This window comes from Mucisphaera sp. (genome assembly GCF_965279675.1).
In the GTDB taxonomy this organism is placed as follows: domain Bacteria; phylum Planctomycetota; class Phycisphaerae; order Phycisphaerales; family Phycisphaeraceae; genus Mucisphaera.
The window spans coordinates 903863-927798 of sequence record NZ_CBDIIJ010000002.1 but is presented as its reverse complement, the minus strand read 5'-3'; the positions used below and the strand labels follow the sequence as shown (position 1 = coordinate 927798).

Annotated in this window: 22 protein-coding genes; 12 read left to right on the top strand and 10 right to left on the bottom strand. The window is 60.1% G+C overall.

Annotated elements, in window-relative coordinates:
- Positions 1 to 10: 10 nt before the first annotated feature.
- Positions 11 to 1801, top strand: a complete 1791-nt coding sequence (locus tag ACQZAB_RS04120; RefSeq protein ID WP_428387331.1) for a sodium:solute symporter family transporter — start codon at positions 11 to 13, stop codon at positions 1799 to 1801.
- Between the two features lie 96 nt (positions 1802 to 1897).
- Here the strand turns inward: ACQZAB_RS04120 and ACQZAB_RS04115 are convergent, their stop codons facing one another.
- Positions 1898 to 3397, bottom strand: a complete 1500-nt coding sequence (locus ACQZAB_RS04115) for an NADP-dependent isocitrate dehydrogenase (RefSeq protein ID WP_428390134.1) — start codon at positions 3395 to 3397, stop codon at positions 1898 to 1900.
- Between the two features lie 245 nt (positions 3398 to 3642).
- Here ACQZAB_RS04115 and ACQZAB_RS04110 point away from each other — a divergent pair, with 245 nt between their 5' ends.
- The 3 genes from ACQZAB_RS04110 to ACQZAB_RS04100 all read left to right on the top strand — a co-directional run bounded on the left by ACQZAB_RS04110 (position 3643) and on the right by ACQZAB_RS04100 (position 8183).
- Positions 3643 to 3996, top strand: coding sequence for a helix-turn-helix transcriptional regulator (locus tag ACQZAB_RS04110; RefSeq protein WP_428387329.1), 354 nt, complete (start codon positions 3643 to 3645; stop codon positions 3994 to 3996).
- A gap of 77 nt (positions 3997 to 4073) precedes the next feature.
- A complete protein-coding gene (locus tag ACQZAB_RS04105) occupies positions 4074 to 4649 on the top strand; it encodes a hypothetical protein (RefSeq protein ID WP_428387327.1) in 576 nt (191 codons plus the stop codon).
- 705 nt (positions 4650 to 5354) lie between these two features.
- Positions 5355 to 8183, top strand: coding sequence for a phosphoenolpyruvate carboxylase (locus tag ACQZAB_RS04100; protein ID WP_428387325.1), 2829 nt, complete (start codon positions 5355 to 5357; stop codon positions 8181 to 8183).
- A 364-nt stretch (positions 8184 to 8547) separates the two neighbouring features.
- Here ACQZAB_RS04100 and ACQZAB_RS04095 read toward each other — a convergent pair whose 3' ends face one another.
- Together ACQZAB_RS04095 and ACQZAB_RS04090 are read right to left on the bottom strand one after the other, a co-directional pair.
- Entirely contained in the window at positions 8548 to 9111 is a 564-nt protein-coding gene (locus ACQZAB_RS04095) for an HNH endonuclease (protein ID WP_428387323.1), read from the bottom strand.
- A gap of 9 nt (positions 9112 to 9120) precedes the next feature.
- A complete protein-coding gene (locus tag ACQZAB_RS04090) occupies positions 9121 to 10557 on the bottom strand; it encodes a DNA cytosine methyltransferase (protein WP_428387321.1) in 1437 nt (478 codons plus the stop codon).
- Positions 10558 to 10622: 65 nt separating this feature from the next.
- Here ACQZAB_RS04090 and ACQZAB_RS04085 point away from each other — a divergent pair, with 65 nt between their 5' ends.
- From ACQZAB_RS04085 to ACQZAB_RS04075, 3 genes are all read left to right on the top strand, one after another.
- Positions 10623 to 11051, top strand: coding sequence for a hypothetical protein (locus ACQZAB_RS04085; RefSeq protein ID WP_428387319.1), 429 nt, complete (start codon positions 10623 to 10625; stop codon positions 11049 to 11051).
- Positions 11052 to 11335: 284 nt separating this feature from the next.
- On the top strand, positions 11336 to 11869 hold the full coding sequence (locus ACQZAB_RS04080) for a type 1 glutamine amidotransferase domain-containing protein (protein WP_428387317.1): 534 nt from the start codon (positions 11336 to 11338) through the stop codon (positions 11867 to 11869).
- A gap of 45 nt (positions 11870 to 11914) precedes the next feature.
- Entirely contained in the window at positions 11915 to 12823 is a 909-nt protein-coding gene (locus ACQZAB_RS04075; protein WP_428387315.1) for an endonuclease/exonuclease/phosphatase family protein, read from the top strand.
- Positions 12824 to 12887: 64 nt separating this feature from the next.
- Here ACQZAB_RS04075 and ACQZAB_RS04070 read toward each other — a convergent pair whose 3' ends face one another.
- A complete protein-coding gene (locus ACQZAB_RS04070; RefSeq protein ID WP_428387313.1) occupies positions 12888 to 13778 on the bottom strand; it encodes an acyl-CoA desaturase in 891 nt (296 codons plus the stop codon).
- Between the two features lie 218 nt (positions 13779 to 13996).
- On the opposite strand from ACQZAB_RS04070, the gene ACQZAB_RS04065 reads away from it, so the two are divergent.
- Positions 13997 to 14938: a hypothetical protein gene (locus tag ACQZAB_RS04065; protein ID WP_428387312.1), complete on the top strand. Its 942-nt coding sequence runs from the start codon at positions 13997 to 13999 to the stop codon at positions 14936 to 14938.
- On the opposite strand, the gene ACQZAB_RS04060 is transcribed toward ACQZAB_RS04065, so the two are convergent.
- From ACQZAB_RS04060 to ACQZAB_RS04040, 5 genes are all read right to left on the bottom strand, one after another.
- The gene (locus ACQZAB_RS04060) at positions 14924 to 15934 is read right to left on the bottom strand and encodes an LpxI family protein (protein ID WP_428387310.1); all 1011 of its coding nucleotides are present in this window, start codon (positions 15932 to 15934) and stop codon (positions 14924 to 14926) included. The genes ACQZAB_RS04065 and ACQZAB_RS04060 overlap by 15 nt on opposite strands.
- A 100-nt stretch (positions 15935 to 16034) precedes the next feature.
- On the bottom strand, positions 16035 to 17993 hold the full coding sequence (locus ACQZAB_RS04055) for a LamG-like jellyroll fold domain-containing protein (RefSeq protein ID WP_428387309.1): 1959 nt from the start codon (positions 17991 to 17993) through the stop codon (positions 16035 to 16037).
- A 324-nt stretch (positions 17994 to 18317) separates the two neighbouring features.
- Entirely contained in the window at positions 18318 to 18503 is a 186-nt protein-coding gene (locus tag ACQZAB_RS04050; protein WP_428390133.1) for a LexA family protein, read from the bottom strand.
- A 119-nt stretch (positions 18504 to 18622) separates the two neighbouring features.
- Positions 18623 to 20308 (bottom strand): hypothetical protein, encoded by a 1686-nt coding sequence (locus tag ACQZAB_RS04045; protein WP_428387307.1) that lies wholly within the window; start codon positions 20306 to 20308, stop codon positions 18623 to 18625.
- Positions 20309 to 20644: 336 nt separating this feature from the next.
- Positions 20645 to 21115: a DinB family protein gene (locus ACQZAB_RS04040; RefSeq protein WP_428387306.1), complete on the bottom strand. Its 471-nt coding sequence runs from the start codon at positions 21113 to 21115 to the stop codon at positions 20645 to 20647.
- A 212-nt stretch (positions 21116 to 21327) separates the two neighbouring features.
- Here ACQZAB_RS04040 and ACQZAB_RS04035 point away from each other — a divergent pair, with 212 nt between their 5' ends.
- From ACQZAB_RS04035 to ACQZAB_RS04025, 3 genes are all read left to right on the top strand, one after another.
- On the top strand, positions 21328 to 21795 hold the full coding sequence (locus ACQZAB_RS04035; RefSeq protein WP_428387305.1) for a hypothetical protein: 468 nt from the start codon (positions 21328 to 21330) through the stop codon (positions 21793 to 21795).
- Positions 21792 to 22088 (top strand): helix-turn-helix transcriptional regulator, encoded by a 297-nt coding sequence (locus tag ACQZAB_RS04030; protein WP_428387303.1) that lies wholly within the window; start codon positions 21792 to 21794, stop codon positions 22086 to 22088. The genes ACQZAB_RS04035 and ACQZAB_RS04030 overlap by 4 nt, the downstream gene beginning before the upstream one ends.
- A gap of 65 nt (positions 22089 to 22153) precedes the next feature.
- Positions 22154 to 22666 carry a hypothetical protein gene (locus tag ACQZAB_RS04025; RefSeq protein WP_428387301.1) on the top strand — a complete coding sequence of 171 codons (513 nt, stop codon included), beginning with the start codon at positions 22154 to 22156 and terminating at the stop codon, positions 22664 to 22666.
- 201 nt (positions 22667 to 22867) lie between these two features.
- Here the strand turns inward: ACQZAB_RS04025 and lexA are convergent, their stop codons facing one another.
- Positions 22868 to 23488, bottom strand: a complete 621-nt coding sequence (lexA, locus tag ACQZAB_RS04020; RefSeq protein WP_428387299.1) for a transcriptional repressor LexA — start codon at positions 23486 to 23488, stop codon at positions 22868 to 22870.
- On the opposite strand from lexA, the gene ACQZAB_RS04015 reads away from it, so the two are divergent.
- Entirely contained in the window at positions 23487 to 23816 is a 330-nt protein-coding gene (locus ACQZAB_RS04015) for a hypothetical protein (protein ID WP_428387298.1), read from the top strand. The genes lexA and ACQZAB_RS04015 overlap by 2 nt on opposite strands.
- Positions 23817 to 23936: the final 120 nt, after the last annotated feature.

The window sequence follows — 23936 nt, the reverse complement described above, 5'->3', positions numbered from 1 at the left end:
CGCTGGCCCCATGCACACGATCGACTACCTCATCGTCGCCGCCTACCTGCTCATCCTCATCACCAAATCCCTCTTCCTCGCCAAACGCGCCGCCGCCGGCGCGTCCGACTACTTCCTCGCCGGTCGAAAAATGCCCTGGTGGGCTCTCGGTGCCTCAGGCATGAGCTCCAACCTCGACGCCGCCGGCACCATGACCATCATCAGCCTCATCTACCTCTACGGCCTCCATGGCTTCTTCATCGAGATGCGAGGTGGCGTCGTCCTCCCCATCGCCGTTTTCCTCGCCTTCATGGGCAAATGGCACCAACGCTCCCACGTCGTCACAACCGGCGAATGGATGCTCCTCCGCTTCGGCAACACCTGGCAGGGACGCGCCGCCCGCTACACCGCCGCCTTCACCTACCTCATCATCACTATCGGCATGGTCGTCTTCTTCCTCGCCGCCGCCGGCAAGTTCCTCGCCGTCTTCCTCCCCTTCGACGCCACCACCTGCGCCGTCGCCATGGCCATCATCGCCCTCCTCTACACCATGATCTCCGGGCTCTATGGCGTCATCTGGACCGACGTTCTCCAGGCCGCACTCATCGCCTTCGCCGCCATCTACATCGCCATCACCGCCGCCGGCTACGTCACCCCCGAGCTCCTCGCCCAATGGCCCGGCGACGCCTACAACCAACCCACACCCATCATCACCACCGGCCTCACACCCAACCCCTCCGAAACCACCACCCTCTACGAGCCCTTCATCCTCTTCCTCCTCTTCTGGGCAGGCAAAGGCATCCTCGAAGGCCTCGGCGGGTCAGGCGGCTCCGCCTACATGGCCCAACGCTTCTACGCCTCACAGGACATCCCCACCGTCAAAAAACTCTGCATGCTCTGGACCATCCTCTTCGCCTTCCGATGGCCCATGGTCCTCGGCTTCGCCATCCTCGCCATCCACCTCGGTATCGGTCAGGACGACCCCGAACAGATCCTCCCAGGCGTTCTCCTCTCTGACATCTTCCCGCCCGGCATCCGCGGCCTCCTCGTCACCGCCATCTTCGCCGCCTCCATGTCCACCTTCGACTCCACCATCAACGCCGGCGCCTCCTACGTCGTCCGCGACCTCTACCTCCCCTTCGCCCAACGAAACAACCAGCCCGCACCCTCCCAACGCGCCCAGGTCATCGCCGGCTACCTCGCCTCCGCCGCCATCGTCGCCGCCGGACTCACCCTCGCCCTGCTCTTCGCCGATGGCGTCGTCGACGTCTGGGTTACCATCGTCATCCAACTCTTCCCCGCCTTCCTCATCCCCTTCGCCCTCCGCTGGTTCTGGGCGCGCTTCAACGGCGCGGGCTTCACCCTCGGCGTCATCACCGGCTTCGCCGCCGCCTTCGCCTGGACCTTCCTCCCCCCACCCGACCAACTCAGCCTTCCCCAATCCCTCTCAATCCTCATCCAGAACAACACCTTCACCGACATCACCACCCTCTCCGCCATCTCACTCGCCTCCCTGCTTGGCTGCCTCATCGGCACCTACGCCACACAACCCACCAGCACCACCCAGCTCACCACCTTCTACCGACAGATCCGACCACTCGGCCTCTGGCCAGCCGAACTCAAAACCAACGACCGCACCGAACACACCGCCGACCTCGTCCGCCTTGCACTCGCCCTCACCTGGCAGCTCACCACCTTCCTCCTCCCCATGTTCGCCATGCTCCGCATGACCGCCCCCACCCTCATCGCCGCCGTCATCTGGACCATCACCGGCTACGCCCTCTTCCGCGACGCCAACCAACCCAAAACCACCACCGCCTGAACAACACAAAAAAGGCCCGACCTGCTCACACGCAGACCGGGCCCGACTTAATCAACGAAAACCCAACAGATCAAAAGCGGGGGTGGTGCAGGGGGGTCACTCCCCCTGCCCCAGCGAGTACTGCAAATCCCCATCAAACCGACACAGATGCTCGGTCTTGATGAAGTCCAGACCCGCCGCCGACAGCCGCTGCAGCAACCCGATCACCTTCTCATGCGAGATCACACTCGGGTGCTCAGGGTGCACAAACCGGCAACGCCAGTGATCCGTGCAGAACGTCTCCGGCAGACCCTCCGGATACACCTTTACCCCCCGATTGCTGATCATCTTCAGCTTCAGATCAGGCCCGGCGATCGCCTCCAATTTCTTCCCCAACACCTCAGGCGACCGATCCGCCTCATCCCAATCCAGAAACACATCCACACCCACCAGTTCCTTCACCGGCTTCTCGCCCCGCTTCGCCTTGTACATCTCCATCCCGCCCGACCGCGCGTGATGCACCTGCTCCGGCAGCCGCTCCGGCCGCTGACCCAGCCGATCAATGATCGCCTGCGCAAACGCCTCAGTCCCCACCGCCTCACGATCTCCAGGCATGTCGCCCGTCCGCACCCCCTCCTCAATCGCACGCAGCCACGCGTTCTCAATCTTCTGAGCCACCTCCGGCTGCCCCACGTGATCCAGCATCATCACCGCCGCATGCAGCAGACCCGAAGGATTCGCGATCCCCTTGCCAGCAATGTCCGGTGCCGACCCGTGAATCGCCTCGAACATCGAAGCCACCTCACCAATATTCGCCGACCCACCCAGCCCCACCGAACCCGTCAGCTCCGCCGCGACATCCGACACAATGTCACCATAAAGATTCAGCGTCACAATCACGTCATACTTCGTCGGATCCTTCGCCAGCCGCGCCGTCGCAATGTCAATGATCTGCGAGTCCGCCTCGATCTCCGGATACTCCGCCGCAATCCGATCGAAGACCCGATGGAATAACCCATCGGTGATCTTCATGATGTTGTCCTTGATGAAACACGTCACCCGCTTCCGCCCCTGCTGCTTCGCATACTCAAACGCGTACCGAACAATCTTCTCCGTCCCCGGCCGCGTGATCAGCTTCAGACACTGCGTCACCTCCGCCGTCTGACGATGCTCGATCCCCGCATACGTGTCCTCCTCGTTCTCACGAACAATCACCACATCCGTCCCCGGATGCCGCGTCGCGATGAAAGGGTCATAACTCCGGCAAGGCCGCACGTTCGCAAACAACCCAAGACTCTTCCGAAGCGTCACGTTCAGCGACTTGAACCCCTTGCCCTGTGGCGTCGTGATCGGTGCCTTCAGCATCACCCCCGTCCGACGCAGCGACTCCCAAGTCGCCTGCTCAATCCCCGCCGACACCCCCTTCAGATACACCTTCTCCCCGATCTCCACCGTCTCGTAATCCAGCCGCGCCCCCGCCGCATCCAGAACCCGCAGCACCGCACCCATGATCTCCGGACCAATCCCATCCCCATGCGCCACGGTCACCGGCACCCGCACCCCCGGGTCATCCCCCGCCTCAACCGAACCCTGCGAACCGGTAACAAAGTTATCCATGATGGCAGTCATATATAGCTCCATAAGCCCGTGAGTGTCGTTTTCCGCAGGCCAACCCAGGCAGCACAACCCGCCCAAACGGCCAGATGATAGAAACTATACACATGAATCTTGATTCGTCAATCATGTATCGTATAATTCGACCACCGACCGATCTATCTCAACCCCGACCACGTCGCCATCACCAAAAAACCTGCCCCAATGCTTCCCTAACCCGCCCAACCGACGCCGCAGGAGCCCCACACATGGCCTCCCCAACCCAAGCCCAGCCAGCCCCGCCCCGCGAGCCCCACGAGCCCCAAGCCTCCCAGCAGCCCGCCGCCAACCACCACACCTGGACCTTCCTCAGCAACCACGCCCACGTCCTCGTCTGCCTCGCCGAAGACCCCCAAGCCCGACTCCGCGACCTCGCCCAACGCGTCAACATCACCGAACGCGCCGTCCAGAACATCATCGTCGACCTCGAAACAGCAGGCGTCATCCAACGCTTCAAACAAGGCCGCCGCAACCACTACACCCTCAAAACCAACCAGCCCCTCCGACACCCCGTCGAAGCCCACCGAACCATCGCCGACCTCCTCAACGCCCTCAAACCCTGATTTCCCAAAACCCTCGACAACCGGCCCTCTCCAAGTCAACATAGGTGCACAGCAGTCAGCCATTGGAGAAAGCCGCCGTGAGACGCCTCGCCGCCATCATCCTGTCATTCACCCTTACAGCACCCGCTCACGCCAGCCTCATCGTCAACCTCGTCGGCGACATGGACAACTTCGGCTTCGACGGCCCCCTCCGCGTCGACTTCTTCGACAACCGCGAGCCCGACGACCTCCCCGTCTTCGACGCCGTCATCAACGACGACGGCACCACGCCCAGAGCCTGGCAGCACGACTTCACCGACCAGCTCGATCAGCTCGCCAACGCCCCCCAACTCGAAGTCCACGTTGACATCCTCGAAGTCTTCTCAGTCGACATCGGCGTCCAGCCCACCATCAGCATCGACGGCATCCTCCTCCCTTTCGGCAACCGCGACCGCGACCCCGTCCGCCCCGAACTCCAACGCTGCACCTTCACCGGCCCCGAAGCCGAATTCGTCCGCGACGGCATCGTCCAACTCGAACTCTTCGAAAACGGCGACAACCTAGCCATCGACTTCTCCAGAATCACCATCAACCAAATCCCCGAACCCGCGAGCTTGTTTGGTCTCAGCCCACTCCTATTCTTGATACACCGATTCAAACAGCAGCCTGTCTAACAAGATATCTGTGGCATAATGGAGGCGTTGGTGTATCGTGACTAAATTGTGTAATGCTGTCTTTACTTCTCGAACCGAGCTTTAGCCCCACCCGCCGGAATTAAGATCTAGATCATGGCTCACAGGATTCGACGATACGGGCCCGTCGTCACTCTCGAAGAGTATCGAGTTAGAACAGAGACCTATCTGTCAGGCCGGGAGTTGAAGGGATTGAACGGATCGCCATTTTATGTGTGTTCTGAATGGGATAGCCATGAGTACACAAAAGTAAACCTGCAAATACGATGGCAGCATTGGGTGTGGTATCGATTGTGTATTGTGCTAATGCCACTATTTACCTTGGTATCCATATTTCTACTGTGCCTGTGGTTTTTTTGGGACACACTAAAGCAAGCGGGGCTGGCCTCTGGGCCTAGCTTGCCAGCTAGCGGCCCTTTAGCTGCTATTGGTCTGACAGTGATTCAAGCTCTTGCGTATTGGGGCGTAAACCGTCAGCTAGCTAGTCTGAGAACGGGCTTACAAGATGACCTGAGAAGTGAAATCACGCTTTCCTAGATGAGTCATCAGCACTAGCTGCATGCCTGAAGAGCATCACTCTTCCTTCTGTCTGACCCGGAGATCGGCGCCTGCCAAGCGTTTGGCTCATGGGTACACGACCCTACTCGCTTTCATCATTAGCAATGCGTAAGGCGTTACCATCTCCCCATGCCCGACCTAACCAGCCTCCACCGCGTCCCAGGCGACCGGCCCCTCCGCCGCGACATCCGCCTCCTCACCTGGCTCCTCCGAGAAGTCATCATCGACCACGAAGGCCACGACCTCTGGTCCACCGCCATCACCCTCCGTGACCTCGCCGCCGAACGCGACACCGCCGACAACCCCAAAGCCCTCGAACAGCAGATCATCCAGACCATCCGCGCCATCCCCGACGACCAGCTCATCGAAGTCGTCCGCTCCCTCGGCCTCTTCTTCGACCTCGCCAACCTCGCCGAAGACCGCCACCGCATCCGCGTCCTCCGCGAACGCTCCGGCCGGGGCATCGTCAAAGGCTCCATCGCCGCCGCCGTCACCCACCTCCGCGAAGAGCGCCAGGCCAACGACAAAAACAACCTCCACGACCTCCTCGCCGGCCTCGACATCGAACTCGTCTTCACCGCCCACCCCACCGAAGCCAAGAGAAAAACGAGCCGCCGCATCCTCGCCCGCCTCCGCCGAACCCTCCACCAGCTCGACCGCGAAGACCTGCTCCGTGCGCAACGCCGCAAGCTCATGGACCGCCTCCACCTCGACATGGTCTGCCTCTGGTGCACCGACACCCTCCGCCCCCGAAGGCCCAACGTCGCCGATGAACTCGGCCGCGCCCTCTACGCCGTCCGCACCGTCTGGAACGTCGTCCCCGACCTCCACCAGCAGATCGAACGCGAACTCGCCACCGAACGACCCGCCGTCGACGCCACCGGCCACCGACCCGTCCAGTCCGTCCTCCACTTCGGCAACTGGATAGGCGGCGACCGCGACGGCAACCCCTTCGTCACCGTCGACGTCACCGCCGGCAGCCTCCTGCGCCTGCACCGCGCCGCGATCCAGCTCCACCTCCGCGCCTGCCGGCAGCTTGCCGCCCGCCTCACCCTCGCCCGACATCGGACCAATGAGGCCACGCCCGAAGCCGCCCGGCTCGAAACCGCCATCGCCCGCGCTGGCGCCCGCTGGCCCCGGCTCGGCACCCGGCTCGACCGCGTCCATCGCGAAGAGCTGCTCCGACAATGGCTTGCGGTGATCCGCTACCGGCTCAACCGCACCACCGACTCCGAACGCGGGGCCTACGGCTCCAGCACCGAACTCGCCGACGACCTCACCCTCGCCGAGCAGTACCTCCGGTCGCTGGGTTATGACGACCTCGCCGACGCCGAATTACGTGACTGGCAGATCCGCGTCGCCAGCTTCGGCCTGCATCTGCTCCGGCTCGACGTCCGCGACAACGCCCAGACCCTCCGCGCTGCGGCCGGCGAGCTGATGGCCATCGAGCAGGGCCAGCCACAAACCATCGATCTGAACCTCCTGAGCGAAGCCGACCGGATCGCCTGGTTGACACAACCCCTGACAAAAGAACGCGTTAAGAAAATGCGATCTGTCGCGTTGTCGGAAACCACCCACGATCTGCTCGAGACGTTCCGGCTCCTCCAGCGGACCGCCCGGACCCGGGGGGCCGACCCGCTCGGGATGCTGATCATCAGCATGACCCAGCAGCCGAGCGATGCGATGATCATGCTGTTCCTCAGCCGGCTCGGTGCGGCGCTGGATACCGGGAGCGCCGATCGGCTCTACCCGCAGCCGATTGTCCCGCTGCTGGAGACGGTGGACGACCTGGAGAACGGGCCCGAGATCCTTCGTAAACTCCTGTCAGATAAGGCCTACCGCGAGCACGTGAAGGCGACCGGCGGGGAGCAGGTCGTGATGGTCGGCTACTCCGATTCGGCGAAGGATGGCGGGTATCTGAGTTCGAACTGGGCCCTGCAGAAGGCTCAGGAGAAGCTCGCGGCGGTGGCGGATCAGCACGGCGTCCGATTGCGGATCTTCCACGGGCGTGGCGGGGCACTCGGACGGGGTGGCGGGCCGGCGGCGAGGGCGATCCAATCCCTTCCCTCATCAGCACTTAGGGGCCGGCTGCGGATGACCGAGCAGGGGGAGGTGCTGGCCGAGCGGTACGACGATCCGGCGATCGGGTCGCGGCATCTGGAGCAGGTCTTGTCGGCGACGCTCCTGGCCTCGGCGGAGCCGGACCAGGCGGTGCCCGGGGCGTGGGCGGAGGTAGTGGAGAAGATGGCCGAGGCGAGCCGACGGGCGTATCGGCAACTCATTGAGAGAGAAGGGTTTGTGGGCTATTTTCGGGCGGCGACGCCTATTGAGGCGATCGAGCAGATGCCGATCGGCTCGCGGCCGAGCCGGCGGACCCGGCAGCAGACGCTGGATGACCTGCGGGCGATTCCGTACACGTTCGCCTGGACGCAGAGCCGGCAGCTGCTGAATGCTTTTTATGGGTTTGGCAGTGGCGTTAAAGCCTTGTTGGACAAGGAGAAAGCGTTGCTCGCTGAAATGTACGAGCGGTGGCCTTTCTTCAAGGCGGTGGTGGATAATGCGGAGCTGGCGCTGGCGAAGTGTGACCCGGAGATCGCTCGGCTGTACGCGGAGCTGGCGGAGGAGGGGGGTGAGACGGGGTCGCTGGCGATCTGGGAGGCGATGCGGGATGAGGTGCAACTATCCGTGAATGCAGTGCTTACGATCACAGGTCGGGAGGAGTTGCTGGGGGGTGTGGCGTGGCTGGGGCGGATGATCCGGGTGCGGAGCCCGTTTGTGGACGCGATCAACTGCATCCAGGTGGAGCTATTGAGGCGGTCGCGGAATTTCGTGCAAGTGGAGTCCGTGGAAGGGGATACGGGGGGTGGGGATGCGGTGTCGGCGAAGGCGGCGAGTCTCGAGCAGTCGCTCCGGCTGTCGATCCAGGCCATCGCGGCGGGCCTGCGGAACACGGGCTAGCCTGTTTGGCCTTAAGTTGGTGTGTGGCTGGTCGTAATTAATTCTGAAGTAGTGGCTTAAAGAATTTTGAAGGGGGTGCTGGCCGGGTGGTTTAATCGCGGGGTTGTGGGGCGGTTTTTGTGTGGTTTGGGCTTGTTTTGACTCGAAATCAGCTGATTTGGGTCGGTTTTGGGTGGTTCTGGTGGTAAGGGAAAATCGGTAGGTGGTTGGGTGGAGAAATCGCGGTTCAGGGTGTGATGGGTGTGCGCTGGCGCGCACGGGGTGTGTGCGCAACGGCGCACGGTTTGGACAGTCGCTAGTTCTGTGGCTCCGGCGTGGCGGGACCACAGCTACCCGTTATTGGTGGTGGTCTTGGTACACGTGCCTAGTCGCCGAATTTCTTTTTCAGAAACTCATATACCTCTATTTGGATATTGCGCGGCTGTTTACGTACCACGCTCATCAAGCTTATTGCTTCTCTCGAAGCTTTTACTTTTAGGTTTGCTTTACCTTTATTGAAACCTGCGCAAACGGCCTGAAGGTTATATTTGCTGTCTGTACCACCATGGCTTATTGGTTGTATGTGGTCTATCTGAAGCCTGCATTTCTTGCCCGGCTCACACCCAGATTCTTCGCCAGCACCGGCACCACAGGCTTGGCAAGTGAAGCCGTTTCTATCGAGTATTTCTTGTCTTAATTTTGAAGAGATAGCTCGAGCGATGACTGGCTTGGGCTCAAGTGTCTCTAATAGATACTCTCCGGGTTTCAACGAATCTCTATCATTGTGGGTGAGTATTTGTAAGCCTTCTTCGTTTCTAAGTTCTCTGATTCTTCGGGCCCACTCACTTATTTGCGCGACTTCTCTCAGCTGCTCTGAAGTAAGCACGATTCCCACGTTGTCGAAGAAGAAATCTCGCAGCTTGTTCCGTGCGCCTTTGGCCTTGCTCATTCGCTGACCTTACACAGACTTGGACGCAACATTGTCACACTGTTCAGTTAGCATGCATGAAACGTGTAACGCAATACGATGAGCCAATAAAGGCGGTACGGCATTTCCGATCTGCACGCCGACGCTAATCTTGCGGCCAATAAACTTGAAATTCTCCGGGAATGATTGAAGCAGAGCGGCTTCATGATGTGTGATGGGGCGATTGGCCACGGGGTGGAGATATCGTCCCTTCTCTGGCTTGTAAAACTCTGTGCGGATTGTGACTGAGGGTCGGTCCCACCAGAGTCTGCCGAATAAATCAGTTCCCCCTTTGGTCTTCCTTATCCAGCAGTCGGGTGTTAGTTCTTTTGGAAGATCCCAGCGATTGCCTCCTGGCGGGATGCATTTGTATCGGCGCAGCGATTTTTCAGTCGGATTGCGGCCAATATGCCAATTCTTTTCAGTGGGTTCTAGAGGCACGTGTCCAATGGCATCTCTAACCGTTCTCCAGACTGGCAGGTTGTGGTTAATAAGATTATGTTTGTTTGGATCCCGGTGTGTGGGCTCTGGGAATGAAGGTTTGCCGATCCTGGAGCCGATTAGTATTGCGCGTCGCCTTGTTTGAGGCACGCCATAATCAGCGGAATTCAATACCCGTCCTTCCACTGTGTAACCCAATCTTTCAGCCATACGCGTCATTTCAACGTGTTCGGCGGATTTCAATAGCGGAGGGACGTTCTCTAGTACAAAAATCTTAGGCAAGACCTGTTCGACGCATCGAAAGTAGTGACGCCAGAGTTGATTGCGCGGGTCATTAGGAACTTTCTCGCCGAGGTTGCTAAAACCTTGGCAGGGTGGTCCGCCAGCCACTACGTCGGCGTCGGGGAAGCTCTTTATTTCTTGAATCGCACAGTTCAACACTCGTTCGGAGACATTTTCGCGAAGGGTATCACAAGCCTCGCGATCCCATTCATTGGCGAGAACTGTTCTGAAGCCAGCTTGCTTGAAACCCAGGGCCATGCCGCCACATCCGGCAAAGAGCTCAATCACGCGTGGCCCGTTGCCCTTTGGCTCGCTTTCAAACAAGAAAGATGATGGACAGTCGCGTGTGTCTTTAGATTCAAAGGTGCTGACTCTGAAGTCTCTATCGCTTATCGCTTCTATGGAGACCGTGTCTCCGGCCTGAATCGTGTGTTTCTCAAAGAATTCTCGTACCCAGCTACGGCGACGGAAAAAATTTCTGGGCTTCCCCGTCCGGGAGTCTGTAGGTATGTCTGTCTCGATCGGTTCATCGAGCCCCTCTACGTGTAGACGGATAGGCTTTCCAAGCTCTGATTTTGCGGAAGGCCCTCCAAACGCATCGGCAGGAAAGAAATCTGTGTGTCCGGTGAGGTAGAGATGGTTAGAGCGGAGGTTGGAGGCTGTTACACAGACTAGTCTTTTGCGATGTCCTGCTCGTCCACTCATTATCTAGCTACCTTTAATCGCTTCAAATCCGAATAATTGATTTAGCCAATCATATCGCGTCATGCGTGAATGGCTATGGAGGCGTTCAGAATCTGCCGCGTTTCGCCGTGGTTGCCTTGGTAGTAGGCGAGTTTGGCGGGGAGGCAGCCGAGGAGGGTGCCGCCTGCGATGTTGACTTCGGAGAGGGCGATGGCTTCGGCGAGGGGGAGGGTCTGGCCTTCGAGGTCGGGGTCGGTGCTGAGGACGTGGCAGGTGGGCGGGGCTCCGTGGCGGGTGAGGGTTTCGAGGATGTCGGTGGTGGAGGGGAGGTCGGTGATGCAGCGAGGGTCGAAGTCGTCGCAGTGGGAGAGGCGGTCGAGGATTATTTGTCGTTTGTTGGGTTTGTGGAGGAGGGCGAGGTAGCGGTCGCGTCGGGCGGGGAGGATGAAGGTTTGGATGAGGGTGGTTTAGAGGTCTCGGAGGTTGGGTGGGGGGTCGGGTCGCATGGGTCTTAGTGGATCTTATAACTAGTTGGTTTTTTGGGTATCGCGGTGGTGGAGTTGTGTGTGCTGTGTCTGTTGGGAAGTCTTTGTTTGTGAGCCCGGTCGCGTCGCGACCGGGTTAGGAGTGGGTTGATGTTTGGTACTGTGGGCACGTGACGTGCCCACAGCCACCCTTGGTTGATGGTGGTCGGCACACCTTGCTCTGACTTTGTCAGGACAAGGTGTGGCACCCGGCGTCGCGGTCGGGTTAGGGGTGGGTGTTCCTTGTGGGCGGGGGTGTCTGGTAGGCTTTGGGGATGAGTAAGTCGCCACTATCTGGGAAGCGTGTGTTGGTGTTTGTGGGGGATGACTATGAGGACCTGGAGTTGCAGGTGCCGAAGTATCGGTTGATGGAGGCGGGGGCGGAGGTAGTGATTGCGGGGTTGGAGGCGGGGGTTATGCACAAGGGGAAGCATGGGTACCCGCAGGTGGCGGAGGCAGCGGTTCGGGATCAGGTGGCGTCTTCGTTTGATGGGTTGCTGGTGCCGGGGGGTTGGATGCCGGACAAGCTGCGTCGTTATGACGAGGTGAAGACGATCACGCGTGAGATTGCGGAGGCGGGGAAGTGTGTGGCGTCGATTTGTCACGGGCCGTGGATCGAGATTTCGGCGGGGATTGTGGAGGGTGTGAATTACACGTCGACGCCTGGGATCAAGGATGACCTGGTGAATGCGGGGGCGATCTGGCATGACCAGGCGGTGGTGGTGGATGGCAAGCGTGTGAGCAGTCGGCGGCCTGACGATCTGGCGGCGTTCTGTGCGGCGATGATTGAGGTGATGGCGGCGGGTTAGGTTCGGGTTCTCATGGTTCGGTGGTCTTCGGGAACGGAGCTGGCTATGCGGTGGATGTTGATGGGTCTGCTGTTGGTGGTGGTGGGTTGCGGGTCGGTGGCGGTCATGGAAGAACGGGTGCCGGGGAGATCTCAAGATGCTGTGTCTTCGCCAGCGTCGTTTACGGCGATGAGTTTCAACATCCGGTTTGGGACGGCGAACGATGGGGCGAATGCGTGGGAGCATCGTCGGGAGGCGGTGATGGGGATGATTCGGCGTCATGATCCGGATCTGCTGGGGGTTCAGGAGGCTCTGACGTTTCAGGTGGAGGAGATCAAGGCAGCGTTCCCGGGGTATGCGTTCTGGGGGGTGGGTCGGGATGATGGTTTGGAGGCGGGTGAGTACTGCGGGATCTTTGTGAAGCGGGAGCGGTTCGGGATTGAGGAAGGGGGGCACTTGTGGTTGAGTGAGGATCCGGAGAGGCCTGGCTCGGTGGGCTGGGATGCCTCGATGACGCGGATGGCGTCGTGGGTGTTGGTTCGGGCTCGTCGATCGGGTCGGGCGGTGGTGTTTGGGAACACGCACTTCGATCACATCGGGGCTGAGTCGCGGTTGGCGTCGGCGAGGTTGATTCGGGATCGGTTGGTGGAGGTGCCCTCGGGTACGGCGTTTGTGCTGGTGGGTGATTTCAATGCGGGTGAAGGTTCGCCGCCTTATCTGGCGCTAACGACTGGGGATCTGCCTGGGAATCCGGCGTTGGTGGATGCGTATCGTCAAGCGCATCCGGAGCGGCGTGAGGGTGAGGGGACGTACAGCGCGTTTCGGGCGGAGGCGGTTCGGGATCGGCGGATCGACTGGGTGTTGCACAACCCGGTCTTGGAGACAGTGGACTGTGTGATTGATTACGGGTTGGTGGATGGGGTGTTGGCGTCGGATCACGATCCGGTGGTGGCGGAGCTTCGGTGGGCGGAGTGATTCAACAAAAAAAGACACGGCGCTAGGCCGTGTCTTTGGGGGAGGTTCATTTAATTTTGGTGGGTCAGTGGACGGAGGTTCGTTTGACGTTCCAGGCGAGTCCGGTGACTTCCATGGCTTTGATGACCCAGTTGGTGGGGTCGATTTCGAACCAGCGCATGCCGTGTTGGGCGGAGCGTGGGTGGGCGTGGTGGTTGTTGTGCCAGCCTTCGCCGAAGGAGAGGATGGCGACCCACCAGAGGTTGGTGGAGTGCTCGGTGGTTTTGAAGTTGCGGTAGCCCCAGGTGTGGGTGGCGGAGTTGACGAACCAGGTGATGTGCCAGACCCAGACGGTTCGTAGGGCGACGCCCCAGACGAACCATGAGATGGCGAGGGGCCAGCCGCCCAGGGCGTAACCGAGTCCGATGAGGATGGCGGCGATGACGATCTGGGGAACGACGAAGTAGCGGTCGAACCAGCGCTGACCGGCGTCACGCTGGAGGTCTTTGGCGAAGTCGTCGGCCTTCATGCCTTCGGGCTCTTTGAAGAGCGTCCAGAACATGTGTGACCAGGTGAAGCCGTGTTGTGGGGTGTGGGGGTCGCCTTCTTCGTCGGAGTGTTTGTGGTGGATGCGGTGGGTGCCGACCCACTGGGAGGGGCGGCCTTGCCATGCGGCACAGGCGAGAAAGGTGAGTGTGTATTCGACCCACTTGGGGCAGGCGAAGGAGCGATGGGTGAGGAGTCGGTGGTAGCAGAGGACGATGCCGAGTCCGCCGGTGAGGTACCAGAGGAGGATGAGGATGGCGAGTCCGGACCAGGTGAAGGTCCAGGGGGCGGCGATGGCGACGACGTGGAGGAAAGCGAGTCCGAGGATGACGGACCAGTCGAGCCCGCCTCGGAGTGAGGGGTGGGTGGAGTTTTTGGCGGAGAGGGGCCAGCGGAAGCTGGGGAACTTGTTGAGGAGTGCGTTGATCACGTTTGGTTGGCTCCGTCGTTGTCTTTGGCATCTGGTCGAGGAGATGGACTCCGGGTCAGATCGCCGTGGGGACAGTGGACGCTTGTGGTTGTAGGGGTACGTATGTTTGGCGTTATAGCCCGTTTGGGGGTTGGCATCATAGCACTGCCGCGTGGCAGGGTATTCCCTTCTTTGGGAATCGGCGAACCTTTTCTCTTTTGTTGAGGGATCGTAGCAGGATGCTGAGTGGATCGCGGCTGGCTTTGGAGGTTCCGCGGGGGTTTCGGCTGGGGCGGGCGGTGTGCTCGTACGGGTATTTTCTGTTGGCTCCGAATCACTGGGATCCGAAGGCGAAGGCGTTTGAGACGGTGCTGCGTGTGGGAGGTGAGGGTCGGGTGGGGGTGCGGGTGACGGAGGCGGGGTCGGGGAGGGGGCTGTTGATTCGGTGTGGGGAGAGATTGAACAGGGATCATCAGGGGGAGGTGAAGGGGCAGGTGGGGCGGATGCTGCGGGTGGATGAGGATCTGCGGGACTGGTGGCGGCTGAATCCGGAGGCGAAGAAGAGGGGGTTTGGTCGGCTGTTTCGGTCGGCGACGATGTGGGAGGATCTGGTGAAGACGGTGACGGGGTGCAACACGACGTGGACGAGCACGATTCGGATGAACAAGCTGCTGGTGGAGCATGTGGGGAAGGGGGGCTTTCCGACGGCGGGGGAGGTGGCTCGGTTTGGGGCGAAGCGGCTGAAGGAGGTGTGCAAGGTGGGGTATCGGGCGGAGCGGATTGAGGGGCTGGCGCGGGGGGTGTTGGCGGGTGAGATCGATGCGGGGTGGTATGAATCGGATGAGCGGACGGAGGAAGAGGTGCTGGCTGAGCTGCGGAAGCTGCATGGGATCGGGCCGTATGCGGCGGCGAACATGGCGCAGCTGCTGGGGCACTACGACACGCTGGCGATCGATACGGAGACGTATCGGCACTTTTGTCTGACGCAGGGGGTGGAGCGGCCGAAGAACCCGAAGCTGCTGGAGCCGATGATCGAGGCGTATTACGAGCCGATGCGGCCTTACCGGTTTCTGGCGTACTGGTTTGAGTTGTGGCGGGATTACGAGCGTCGGGTGGGGCCGGCGGAGGGGTGGGATCGTGAGCGTGATGGAGGGAGTTTTACGGCGTCACTTCTGAGCTGAGGTGTCGGCGTCGGCGGTTTGGGGGGTGTCGGTGGATTCGGACTCGGCGACTTCGGCCTGGACTTCGGCGGTGGGGGTGAGTTCTTCGGGGATGTCGGGGAGGGGTTCGGCGGGGATGGCGTATTTGGCGAGGGTTTCGATGGGGAGGCCGGAGTCTTCGACGGGTTCGATGCCGACGATGACGATGTTGGCGGCGTCGGCGGCGTCGATGACGTCCTGTTTGTCGATCATGATGACGTTGTGGGCGGTAAGGACGAGGCAGGAGGCTTTGGCGGCCTTGAGGTTCTCGATGGTGGAGAGGCCGATGGTGGGGACGTCGAAGCGGAGGTCTTTGGAGGGTTTGGCGCCTTTGATGAGGGTCCATCCGCCTGCCCGGCAGAGTTCGCCGGCGCGTTTGATCATCTTGTCGGTGCCTTCGATGGCTTCGACGGCGATGACGTCGCGTTCCTTGATGGCGATGGCCTGGCCGATGTCGAGGTCGTTCATGCGGGCGAGGATGGGGCTGGCGAACTCGATATCGAGCTGCTGTTCGGAGGAGGGCTGGGTTTTGGTCATGACGCCCAGCTCGGCGAGGTGGTCTTTGATGAAGGCGGTGGTGTCGATGAGTTCGACTCCGTCTTGGCGCAGGTCGTCGGCGATGGCGCCGAGCATCTGCTGCGAGCGCTTGTCGTTGCGTAGTACACGATACCAGAGGCGGATGGCGCGGCTGTCGGGGAGGTTGGAGACGATTCGTAAGGGCTGGTACATGCGGGTTTTGCGGACGTAGCCGACCATGATGGCCTGCTGGACGTTCCAGCGGTGCATGAGTTTGAGCCAGCGGTTGAGTCGGACGATGCCTGCGGTTTCGAAGTGGTCGCAGTAGTCGGGGAGGTCTTTGTCGTACTGGCCGGTGAAGCCGACGCAGGCGACCTTTCGTCCGGCGGCGCGGATGCCCTGGGCTTCGATGATGGGTAGTCGGCCGCCTCCTGCGAGGAGTCCGATGGGTGGGTCTTCCATGGGAGGGGCATGATAGGGGATGGGGGTGGGGAGGGGTGTAAATTAGAAAGGGCCGGAGCTTTGACTCCGGCCCGAGTTGCGAGGGTTTGATGGCTGCTTTTTAGCGGCGGCGGGTGAGGAGGGCGCAGAGAGCGAGGAGGGAGAGGCTGGCGGGTTCGGGGACGGTGGCGGCTTGAGGCAGGCCGAAGCCGAAGAACTGGGCGAGGATGGAGAGGTCGATGAGGTCGACGTCGCCGGAGGCGTTGAAGTCGCCGCCCCAGGCTTGTGCGGGGGTGAGGCCGCCGAAGTTCTGGGCGAGGATGGAGAGGTCCTGCATGTCGACGAAGCCGTCGGCGTTGGCGTCGCCGGGGGCGTCTGCAAGCCTGCGGATCTCGCTATCGCTGAGTAGTTCGCTGGAGAAGAACATCTCATCGAGTTCGCCAAGGAATCCTGTGTCGAAGTTGGATGGGCTGCCCAGTTCCCAGGGGCCGATGTTCATGGCTGTGGAGGCCGTGAGGTCGTTGAAGATGCCGGTGTAGACGGCGTCGAGCACGCCATCGATGAAAATTTCGAGGGTGCCTGCGGCCTGATCGCGACGGAAGGCGACGTGGTGCCAGCCATCATTAAGAATGGCAGTGTTTGAATCGTAGCCGACGTTGTTGATACTGAAACGAAGGACACCTGTGCTCTCGATGACAGTGACCCAATCACGATTGCTGCTGCCGATGATGTCGTGATCCTGAATAATGCCCCAATGGGTGGGATTGATCCAGAAGGCGGTGGTGAACTGGTTGCCCATCTGGTCGAACTCGTCCTGCTGACCGAGTGCGATGCGGGTGGTGGAGCGGTCGGTGAAGCTGGCGGCCTCGCCTTTGCCCGGCATGCTCGGAACGAGCTGCATTTCGGCGGTGGGTGTGCCGTCGAGGCCGTTGGGTCCGGCGTCGGTGTAGTTGCCATCGAAGTAGTAGCCAGCGATCACGCCGTCCGGGAGGACACGGTCGAGGTTGAGGGCGATGTTGTCGATGTAGCCGGTGAGGCTTGAGTCATCGATGTTGCCGGCGTGGATGACGATGCGTGAAGGTCGAGAGGAACCGCCTATTGGGGAGTTGTGTGCGATGAGTTCGTTGTCGAGATAGTAATCGACCATGCCTTTTGCAGGATCGACTCTCATCTTCAGCCCGTACCACCGGTCCTGACTCAGCACGATGCCTGTGTCACCAACGCTGGAGATAGAGAGTGTGAAGTCGCCGTCATCGGTCCGTAGAAAACCGCCTGTGACAGTGAAGTCTTCGGATTCGTACCTGACGTAGAGATCACCTTTGTCGTTTGAAGCGCTGTCTAAGTAGAGGTCATAAGAGAGGGTAAAGGGAGTTCGGAGCTGGGGGATGGAGACGAAGCTCTCTACAGCACCGAATGCCAGTGCATCCATTTTCGCGGATTGCGTGCCCTGCGAGGCGAGATTCTGGGAGATGTTCTGGCGATTAGCGCCGAACCGAACGGACCATCCGTCGGGGTAGGTACCCGGGGTGCCCAGTTCGAAGCTTTCGTAGAAGGCACTTCGCGTAGGAACTGGCAGACTTTCGCGTTCGATGACAGCGTTCCATGGAAAACCACCCGCTGCAACACTACGGTCGAAGCCGTTGCGGTGGATCCAAGTGCCGTCGTCGTTGTAAATCCCTCGATGCTCGGGTGTTGAAGGCAGCCAAGGTGGGCTGGGGTAATTGGGGTTCCAGTTGGTGTAATCGAGTGGCTCACTTGTTACCCAACGCCATTCACCAGGTGTGGGTTCTCTTTCGAGACCGAACCAGTAGTTCGAGTTGAGGGCACCAACGCCGAATGTGGATTGAAGCCAGTTGTCTTCTTCGGCACTGGTTACCGTCGCCAAGTAAGCATCCTGGTTGGCGGCGATGGCCTGTGCCTCGCCCCAGGTGACAGGTCCTTCAACAATGGCATACCAATGATCGTTGCCCGGGTATTGCTTCCAGTCGAGGTCAGTCGCGTGTACCGGTAACGATAGAGTGAGCCCTAAGGGGATAGTTAGTGTTGCGGCTGTCGTTAGAGTTGGGTGGGTAGTTGCCATGATTCGTTTTCCCTTCGGAAGCGCCGGGTTGTTTTTCAGTTAGCTCTATGGCGCCGAGTAGAGTGCTGAGGTTGGCTTGTTGTTGCTTGGGTACGAAGCACAAAAAAGAAGGCTGCGCGTAAAAAGATATTTTAGTTACAAATATCCGAAATAAAGTTGGCAACCTCGTTTTAACCACCAAGTCATTATTTGTTGTTAATCGCGTTCACATTAGTACTTGGTTAATGATTGACTTGAGTTTCTTGATGGCTGCTAAGGACAAACAAAAACACAGACCGTCTGGCCTGTGCTATCTCTAGGTCTATCTGCCGGAGCTGAGGACTATCAGTACGCCCGGACGACGCCTATGACGACGCCTTGGATTTGGACGGATCCGGCTTCGATGATGATGGGTTCGTACTTGTCGTTGGCGGGTTGGAGTCGGATGCGGCCGTTGGATCTGCGGTGAAGTGGCTTAGGGCGGCGTGGGAGGAAGGTTCTGAGCGTGAGTTGGAGAAGTCGTCGCTTCAGATTGAGCTAGCTGGTCTGCGAGTCGTTCACGAAGTGAATCAGCGGCTAAACCTTGTCGCTTCTTGGTGGGAACCAGAGATTCAACTGATTTGTGGTTGTTTCAGAAGGACAGGTCTGCTTTACAGCTCAGCGGCGGCTGACACCCGATGCCTGGTACCCATCCCAAGCAGACCGGCCAGCAGTAACGCGCTCGCCGGCTCCGGTACTGGATCGGGGAAAGCATCCTCTGTGCCATCGAAGCCAAAGTTAGATGCGAGGAGTGACAGGTCGATCAGATCCACGATGCCGTCTGCATTGAAGTCCCCGCCAGCCCAGCCAGCGTCAATGGCACCGAACGATGAGGCCAGTGACGACAGATCGATCAGGTCCACGACTCGGTCCAGATTGGCGTCGCCCTGAATCGTTCCGAACAACAACTCAACCCAGAAGAACAGATCGATCTCATCGACGACGGGGTCGCCGACCAGATCGAAGAATCCGTCCGCCGTGCCAAGTGCGTCCACGAGCAAGTCCAGGTCATCGATCGTCAGGACGCTGTCAAGATTGAAGTCTCCGAGAATCTCGACTGCTGGCGTCGCAGAGTACATGAACAACTCATACGACCCACCATCCAGCCCGGTCTTAGGCGGGCCCGAAAAGAACTCATCCGCCACGATGATCTCGATCCTGTAGAAGCCTGTCACTGGTAGGATCACATCGAACACTGTGGCTCCCAATTCCCCGTCATCATCGTCATCATTCGCGGCGCCGAACGGGTCGCCGTAGTACGGCACCACGGCTCCGGTCGGGTCGAGGATGACCACCGCTGGATCCGCGGTGTCCGCATACCGATCGCCACCCTCCAGAATCTTCGACATCACCTCGAACGTCCACATCTCATCAGCGATACCGAAGAACGAGTAGTAGTCTCCGAAGAACTTGTCGCTTTCAGGTGCCGGCTTCGAGTCAAACGATCCGGTGACCACCTTCGCAAAGCCTGTCAACGCCACAGGAATCTCTGGCGCGGGTGTTGTCCCCGGCGTCGAACGATCTGGTTCGGGCAACGGTCGCATCGGATAGCCGACATCGAACCCGCCCGAGTCCACGTCAATGAACTGTGCCGTCTCAAAGGTGTTGTTTCCGCCCAGTTCGGCGTCGACGAATCCATCCGAGAAGGGCTTGGCCACCTCCAGTCTGATGGTGCTTCGTTCAGAGACAAACTTCGGCGTGAACAAGCCCAAGCCGAATCCTGCCCCACCCGCGTGTATCGACATGAAGTTCTCCGGCGTGAACGGTGCACCCACGGGGGCTGAGGAGACTGGTAGAAAGTCGGTCGGGAAGGTACCGATCCCCGTCCCGATTGGCCCGTACGCATCGTGATGACGCGTTCCCATGAGGTGCATCGCTTCATGTCCGATCGTGTTGGCTGTCGACATCGCCACGTCCATGAGTGATAGCGTCTCAAGCGGGTAACTCAGGAACTTATAGATGCTCAGCATGTTCACTGATGCGCTGTCGTCATCATCGAGGTTTCGGAAGTCGACCCCTTCTGCCCCGGCACCGAAACCCTTGTTCATCTGAATCACCGAGCCAGCGCCTGCGATTGCTGGCAGACCATCCACAAAAACCATCCCGTGTTGCTCGAAATTCATGTTCAGGTAGTCGACCACGAAACTCCGCTGCTCGCTGTCGTAGTCATAGATTTCATCGATCGGTGGTACGCCGGGGGTCACACCGGGTACCAGGGAGCCGTCATCCACCCCCTCGATAATCGTGTCAAAATCCAGATAGAAGGTCTGCGTTGCTTCCGCAGAGCCAATCGACATGCCCAGGACGCCAACTAACACCCATGCCTGACCAGCACGTTGAAGACCAACCATGCCTCTTCCCTTCTAGTTAATCGAAACCGTGAATCCAGACCAACAGCGCCGCTTCATGCCAGTATGTACCAAGGAATAATCTATGTCAAGGTTTAATCTGCGCAAACTTTCACGATTGTCCCCTGGATAGCCTCCTCAGCGGCGTGAGGCACGCTTCTGGTTCTGGAACTTTCGCCTTGTGCAAGAAGTCGGATGGTTTGGTCTTCTATGGGCGGGCATGATGGCGATGGGGGTGGGGAGGGGTGTGGATGAGAAAGGGCCGGAGCGAGTGGCGTCTCTACGCTAATGCAGCGCTCGCTTCCAGGTCTGTAGCTGGCCGTGGTGGGTGGCTTCGTGCGTACACAGCAGGTAGAGCGTGGCGTGGCCGATCGTCGGGAAGAAAACGCGGAATGACTCGATCGGCATCGTTTGCGACATCATCTCGGGGTCGGCTGCGCGCACGGCGGCCGTGACTGCGGCCTGCCCTTCGCGGTAGGCCGTCCACAGCGCCTCGCAGGTGGGGTAGAGGTTCCGATCCGATACCGGCTGGGTGCCCATGTCCATGTGCTGCTTCCATTCGGCGGGACATCTGGGCTTATCGCCTAGCAGCGAGAGCAGGACGTTGTGTGCGAGGCACAGGTGACCCATGGTCCAGGCGGCGTGGTTTGGGAGACCTGCTGGCTGCTCTGCCCAGCGGGTTTCGGGCACGTCCTGAAGCAGCTTTGAGAGCAGTGGTTCACGACTGACGAACAAGTCCAAGGCGGTTCTTAACACGGGGTTGCTCCTTTATCGGGTCCCGAGGCTTCGGGTGACCCTCGGCGTGCTTGGGGGCTCATGGCCTGTGCGAGCCGTGAGAAGGGGCATGATCTACATTATTTTAGACAGGATGTAAATCATAATTGACATCGACAATGATTAATCTTACATTATGTCGTATGGCATTCACACCAACCCGATCTAACGTCGACTTTGAGGACCCCGGTCCCATGACTCCCGAACAGCGCAACTGCGTAATCGCTCTGGCCGTCGGCCTGCTCGTGAATGGGGCTGCTGCCATCCGGATCGCTCAGCTGTACGCCAACGGCTCGCTCGCGGCGCCTGATGCCGTCAACGTGTGGGCCAGGAATGTTGTCTGGGTGATTCCTGCGGCCATCGGGCTCAACGTGGCGCTGATGCTGCTGGTCAGGATCTTCGGCTCCGATCGTCACCGGCCCCACCTGATTGATGAGCGGGACCGGAAGTTCCAGCTGTATGGCATGGGTGTCACGCTCGTCGCGGCTGGTGTCGGGTTCATGGCCCTGCTCATCACACTGGCTGTGGGTGTTGACACGATTATCGCGCTGAATGTGTTGTTCTTCTGCTTCGCTGCAGGGGACCTACTGGGCAACACGATCCGCTTGGCGAGTTACCGGTTTGGCGATCTTTGCCAGAGCGTGGGTGGGTGTCGTGCATGAAGAAGGCCAAGCTCCGGATTACCAACACGATCCGCCGGCTGCGCTTTGACGCTGACGAGATGACTCAGCAGGACCTCGCCGACCGGGCGGGCTGTACCCGGCAGACGATCGCTGCGATTGAGAAAGCCAAGTACGCGCCGAGCCTCGAACTGGCGATCCTGATTGCGCACGCGTTGGGTCAGCCTCTCGCTGCGGTCTTCCAGGCCGAGCTTGATGGCCAGTCTGTCCCGCTGTCTTCCATTTCAGGTGGAACCGGTCTTACTCCCGGTACGCCCAATGATCCTCCCGCGTGATCCCAGAGCTTGTGACCTGGGACGCATCCAACCCTTGACTCGATTTCTCTTAGGAAACTCAGACGATGTACGCCACCACCTTGGCTGCCGCTGCGGCCGTGCTTGTTGCCGCTGGTCTCGCTGGCTGCAGCGACCGCAACTACGACTTCACCTCCGCCGCCGTGAATAGCCCAAGCTCATCGAGTCATGCACTGGCCGATTCCGTTACCCGGGCTGCGAAGCTTGCTGGTGATCTTGAGCAGCTCACCGCTGTGCACCCTGACGACGAGAGCCTTTACGATCTGAAGGTGCTCCCGTTGCTGCACTCTGAGTTGCATGTCTTCGGTGAGGAGGCGGATGAGACTTCTGGCGCTGCTTATGTCGAGGCCGATATAGCCTCGTGCCTGCCGCTCTTTGCCTTTGTGAATGCGGAGGTGCGACAGTACGACGCGGACTATCGGTTACTGACCGAGCACCGATTCGATTCCAGTCTCTGGGGCATGTTCCGCACGCACCGCGAGATCCTGATGCTCGATGCTGGTCCGGAAGAGACCACGAAGCAGACCTATTTCTGGATCTTTACGCGTCAGACACAGTGAAGGGTTATCTCGCCAGCCGGTTCGATGCGTTTGACTTCCATCTCGCGCGTGGAGCCCGACTTCTCTATTCTTGCACGTCAGGGATGTCGCTTTCCGGGCGATTGACAGTGACCTGTTGTCGCCGAACGGGTGAGAATCAATACCTGCGCTGAGACTCAAGATCAGATCGAATGGCTGGCAGACGTACCGGTTAACAGCCGTTCAATAGGCTCGGACGACGCCTATGACCACGCCTTGGATTTGGACGGAACCGGCTTCGACGATGATGGGTTCGTATTTGTCGTTGGCGGGTTGGAGTCGGATGCGGCCGTTGGGTTCGTGGTAGAGCTTTTTGAGGGTGGCTTCGCCGGTGTCGATGAGGGCGACGACGGTTTGTCCGGATCGGGCGGCGTTTCTTCGTTCGCAGATAACGTAGTCGCCTTGGGCGATGTGCTCGTCGATCATGGAGTCGCCTCGGACGCGGAGGACGAAGGTGTCGGCGGCGGATCCTGGGGGGGTGAACATGGACTCGAGGTCGAGGTGTTCCCGTTCTTCGACGGCTTCGATGGGTGAGCCGGCGGCGATGGTGCCGACGAGGGGGAGTCGGAGGCCGGTTTCCTCATCGGGGAGGTTGACGTCTTCAGTGAGCTCCAAAGAGCGCGCCTTGTTCGGCTGTCGCCGCAAGGCTCCCTTCTTGATGAGTGCTTCGACGTGTTCGAAGACCGTGACCTTGCTGACGCCCAGTTCGTCGGCGAGTTCCTGCATGGTGGGTGAGTAGCCCCGAGCCAAGCGGATGTCGCGGACGCGGCTGAGGATGTGCAGCTGTTTGGGTGTGAGGTTCATGGTGGTTCTCCGTGACGCCGGCGAGGGCCGGCAGGATGGTTTGTGGGTTTCGGCTCTGGTCGTGGATGAGGTGGTTGCGGAGCCGGTGGAGGGACGCGGAGGCGTCGGCGAGTCGGTTCATCTGTTCGGTGAGCCAGGCGGAGGCGGCGGCGAGGAGGGTGGATTCCTCGATGGCGTCGTGGCTGGTGGTGTAGGCGGGTTGTTGGCCGGAGGCCTCGAAGCGGTCCTGGCGGGGCTGGCGGGCGGGGCGGTTTTGACGGGGTTGGCGGTGGTAGCCGGGCTGGTTGCCGTCGCCTTCGGTGCTGGTGGATGTTTGGGTGGCGCGTGAGAGGCGTCCGGCGGGGCCGGGGTTGTAGGTGGCGGTGTAGTCGCCTTGGCCGAGCATGAGGAGGGGGGTGGTCATGGTTGATCCTATCTAGCGTTCGCCGGGGTGCGGGTCCCCAGATGT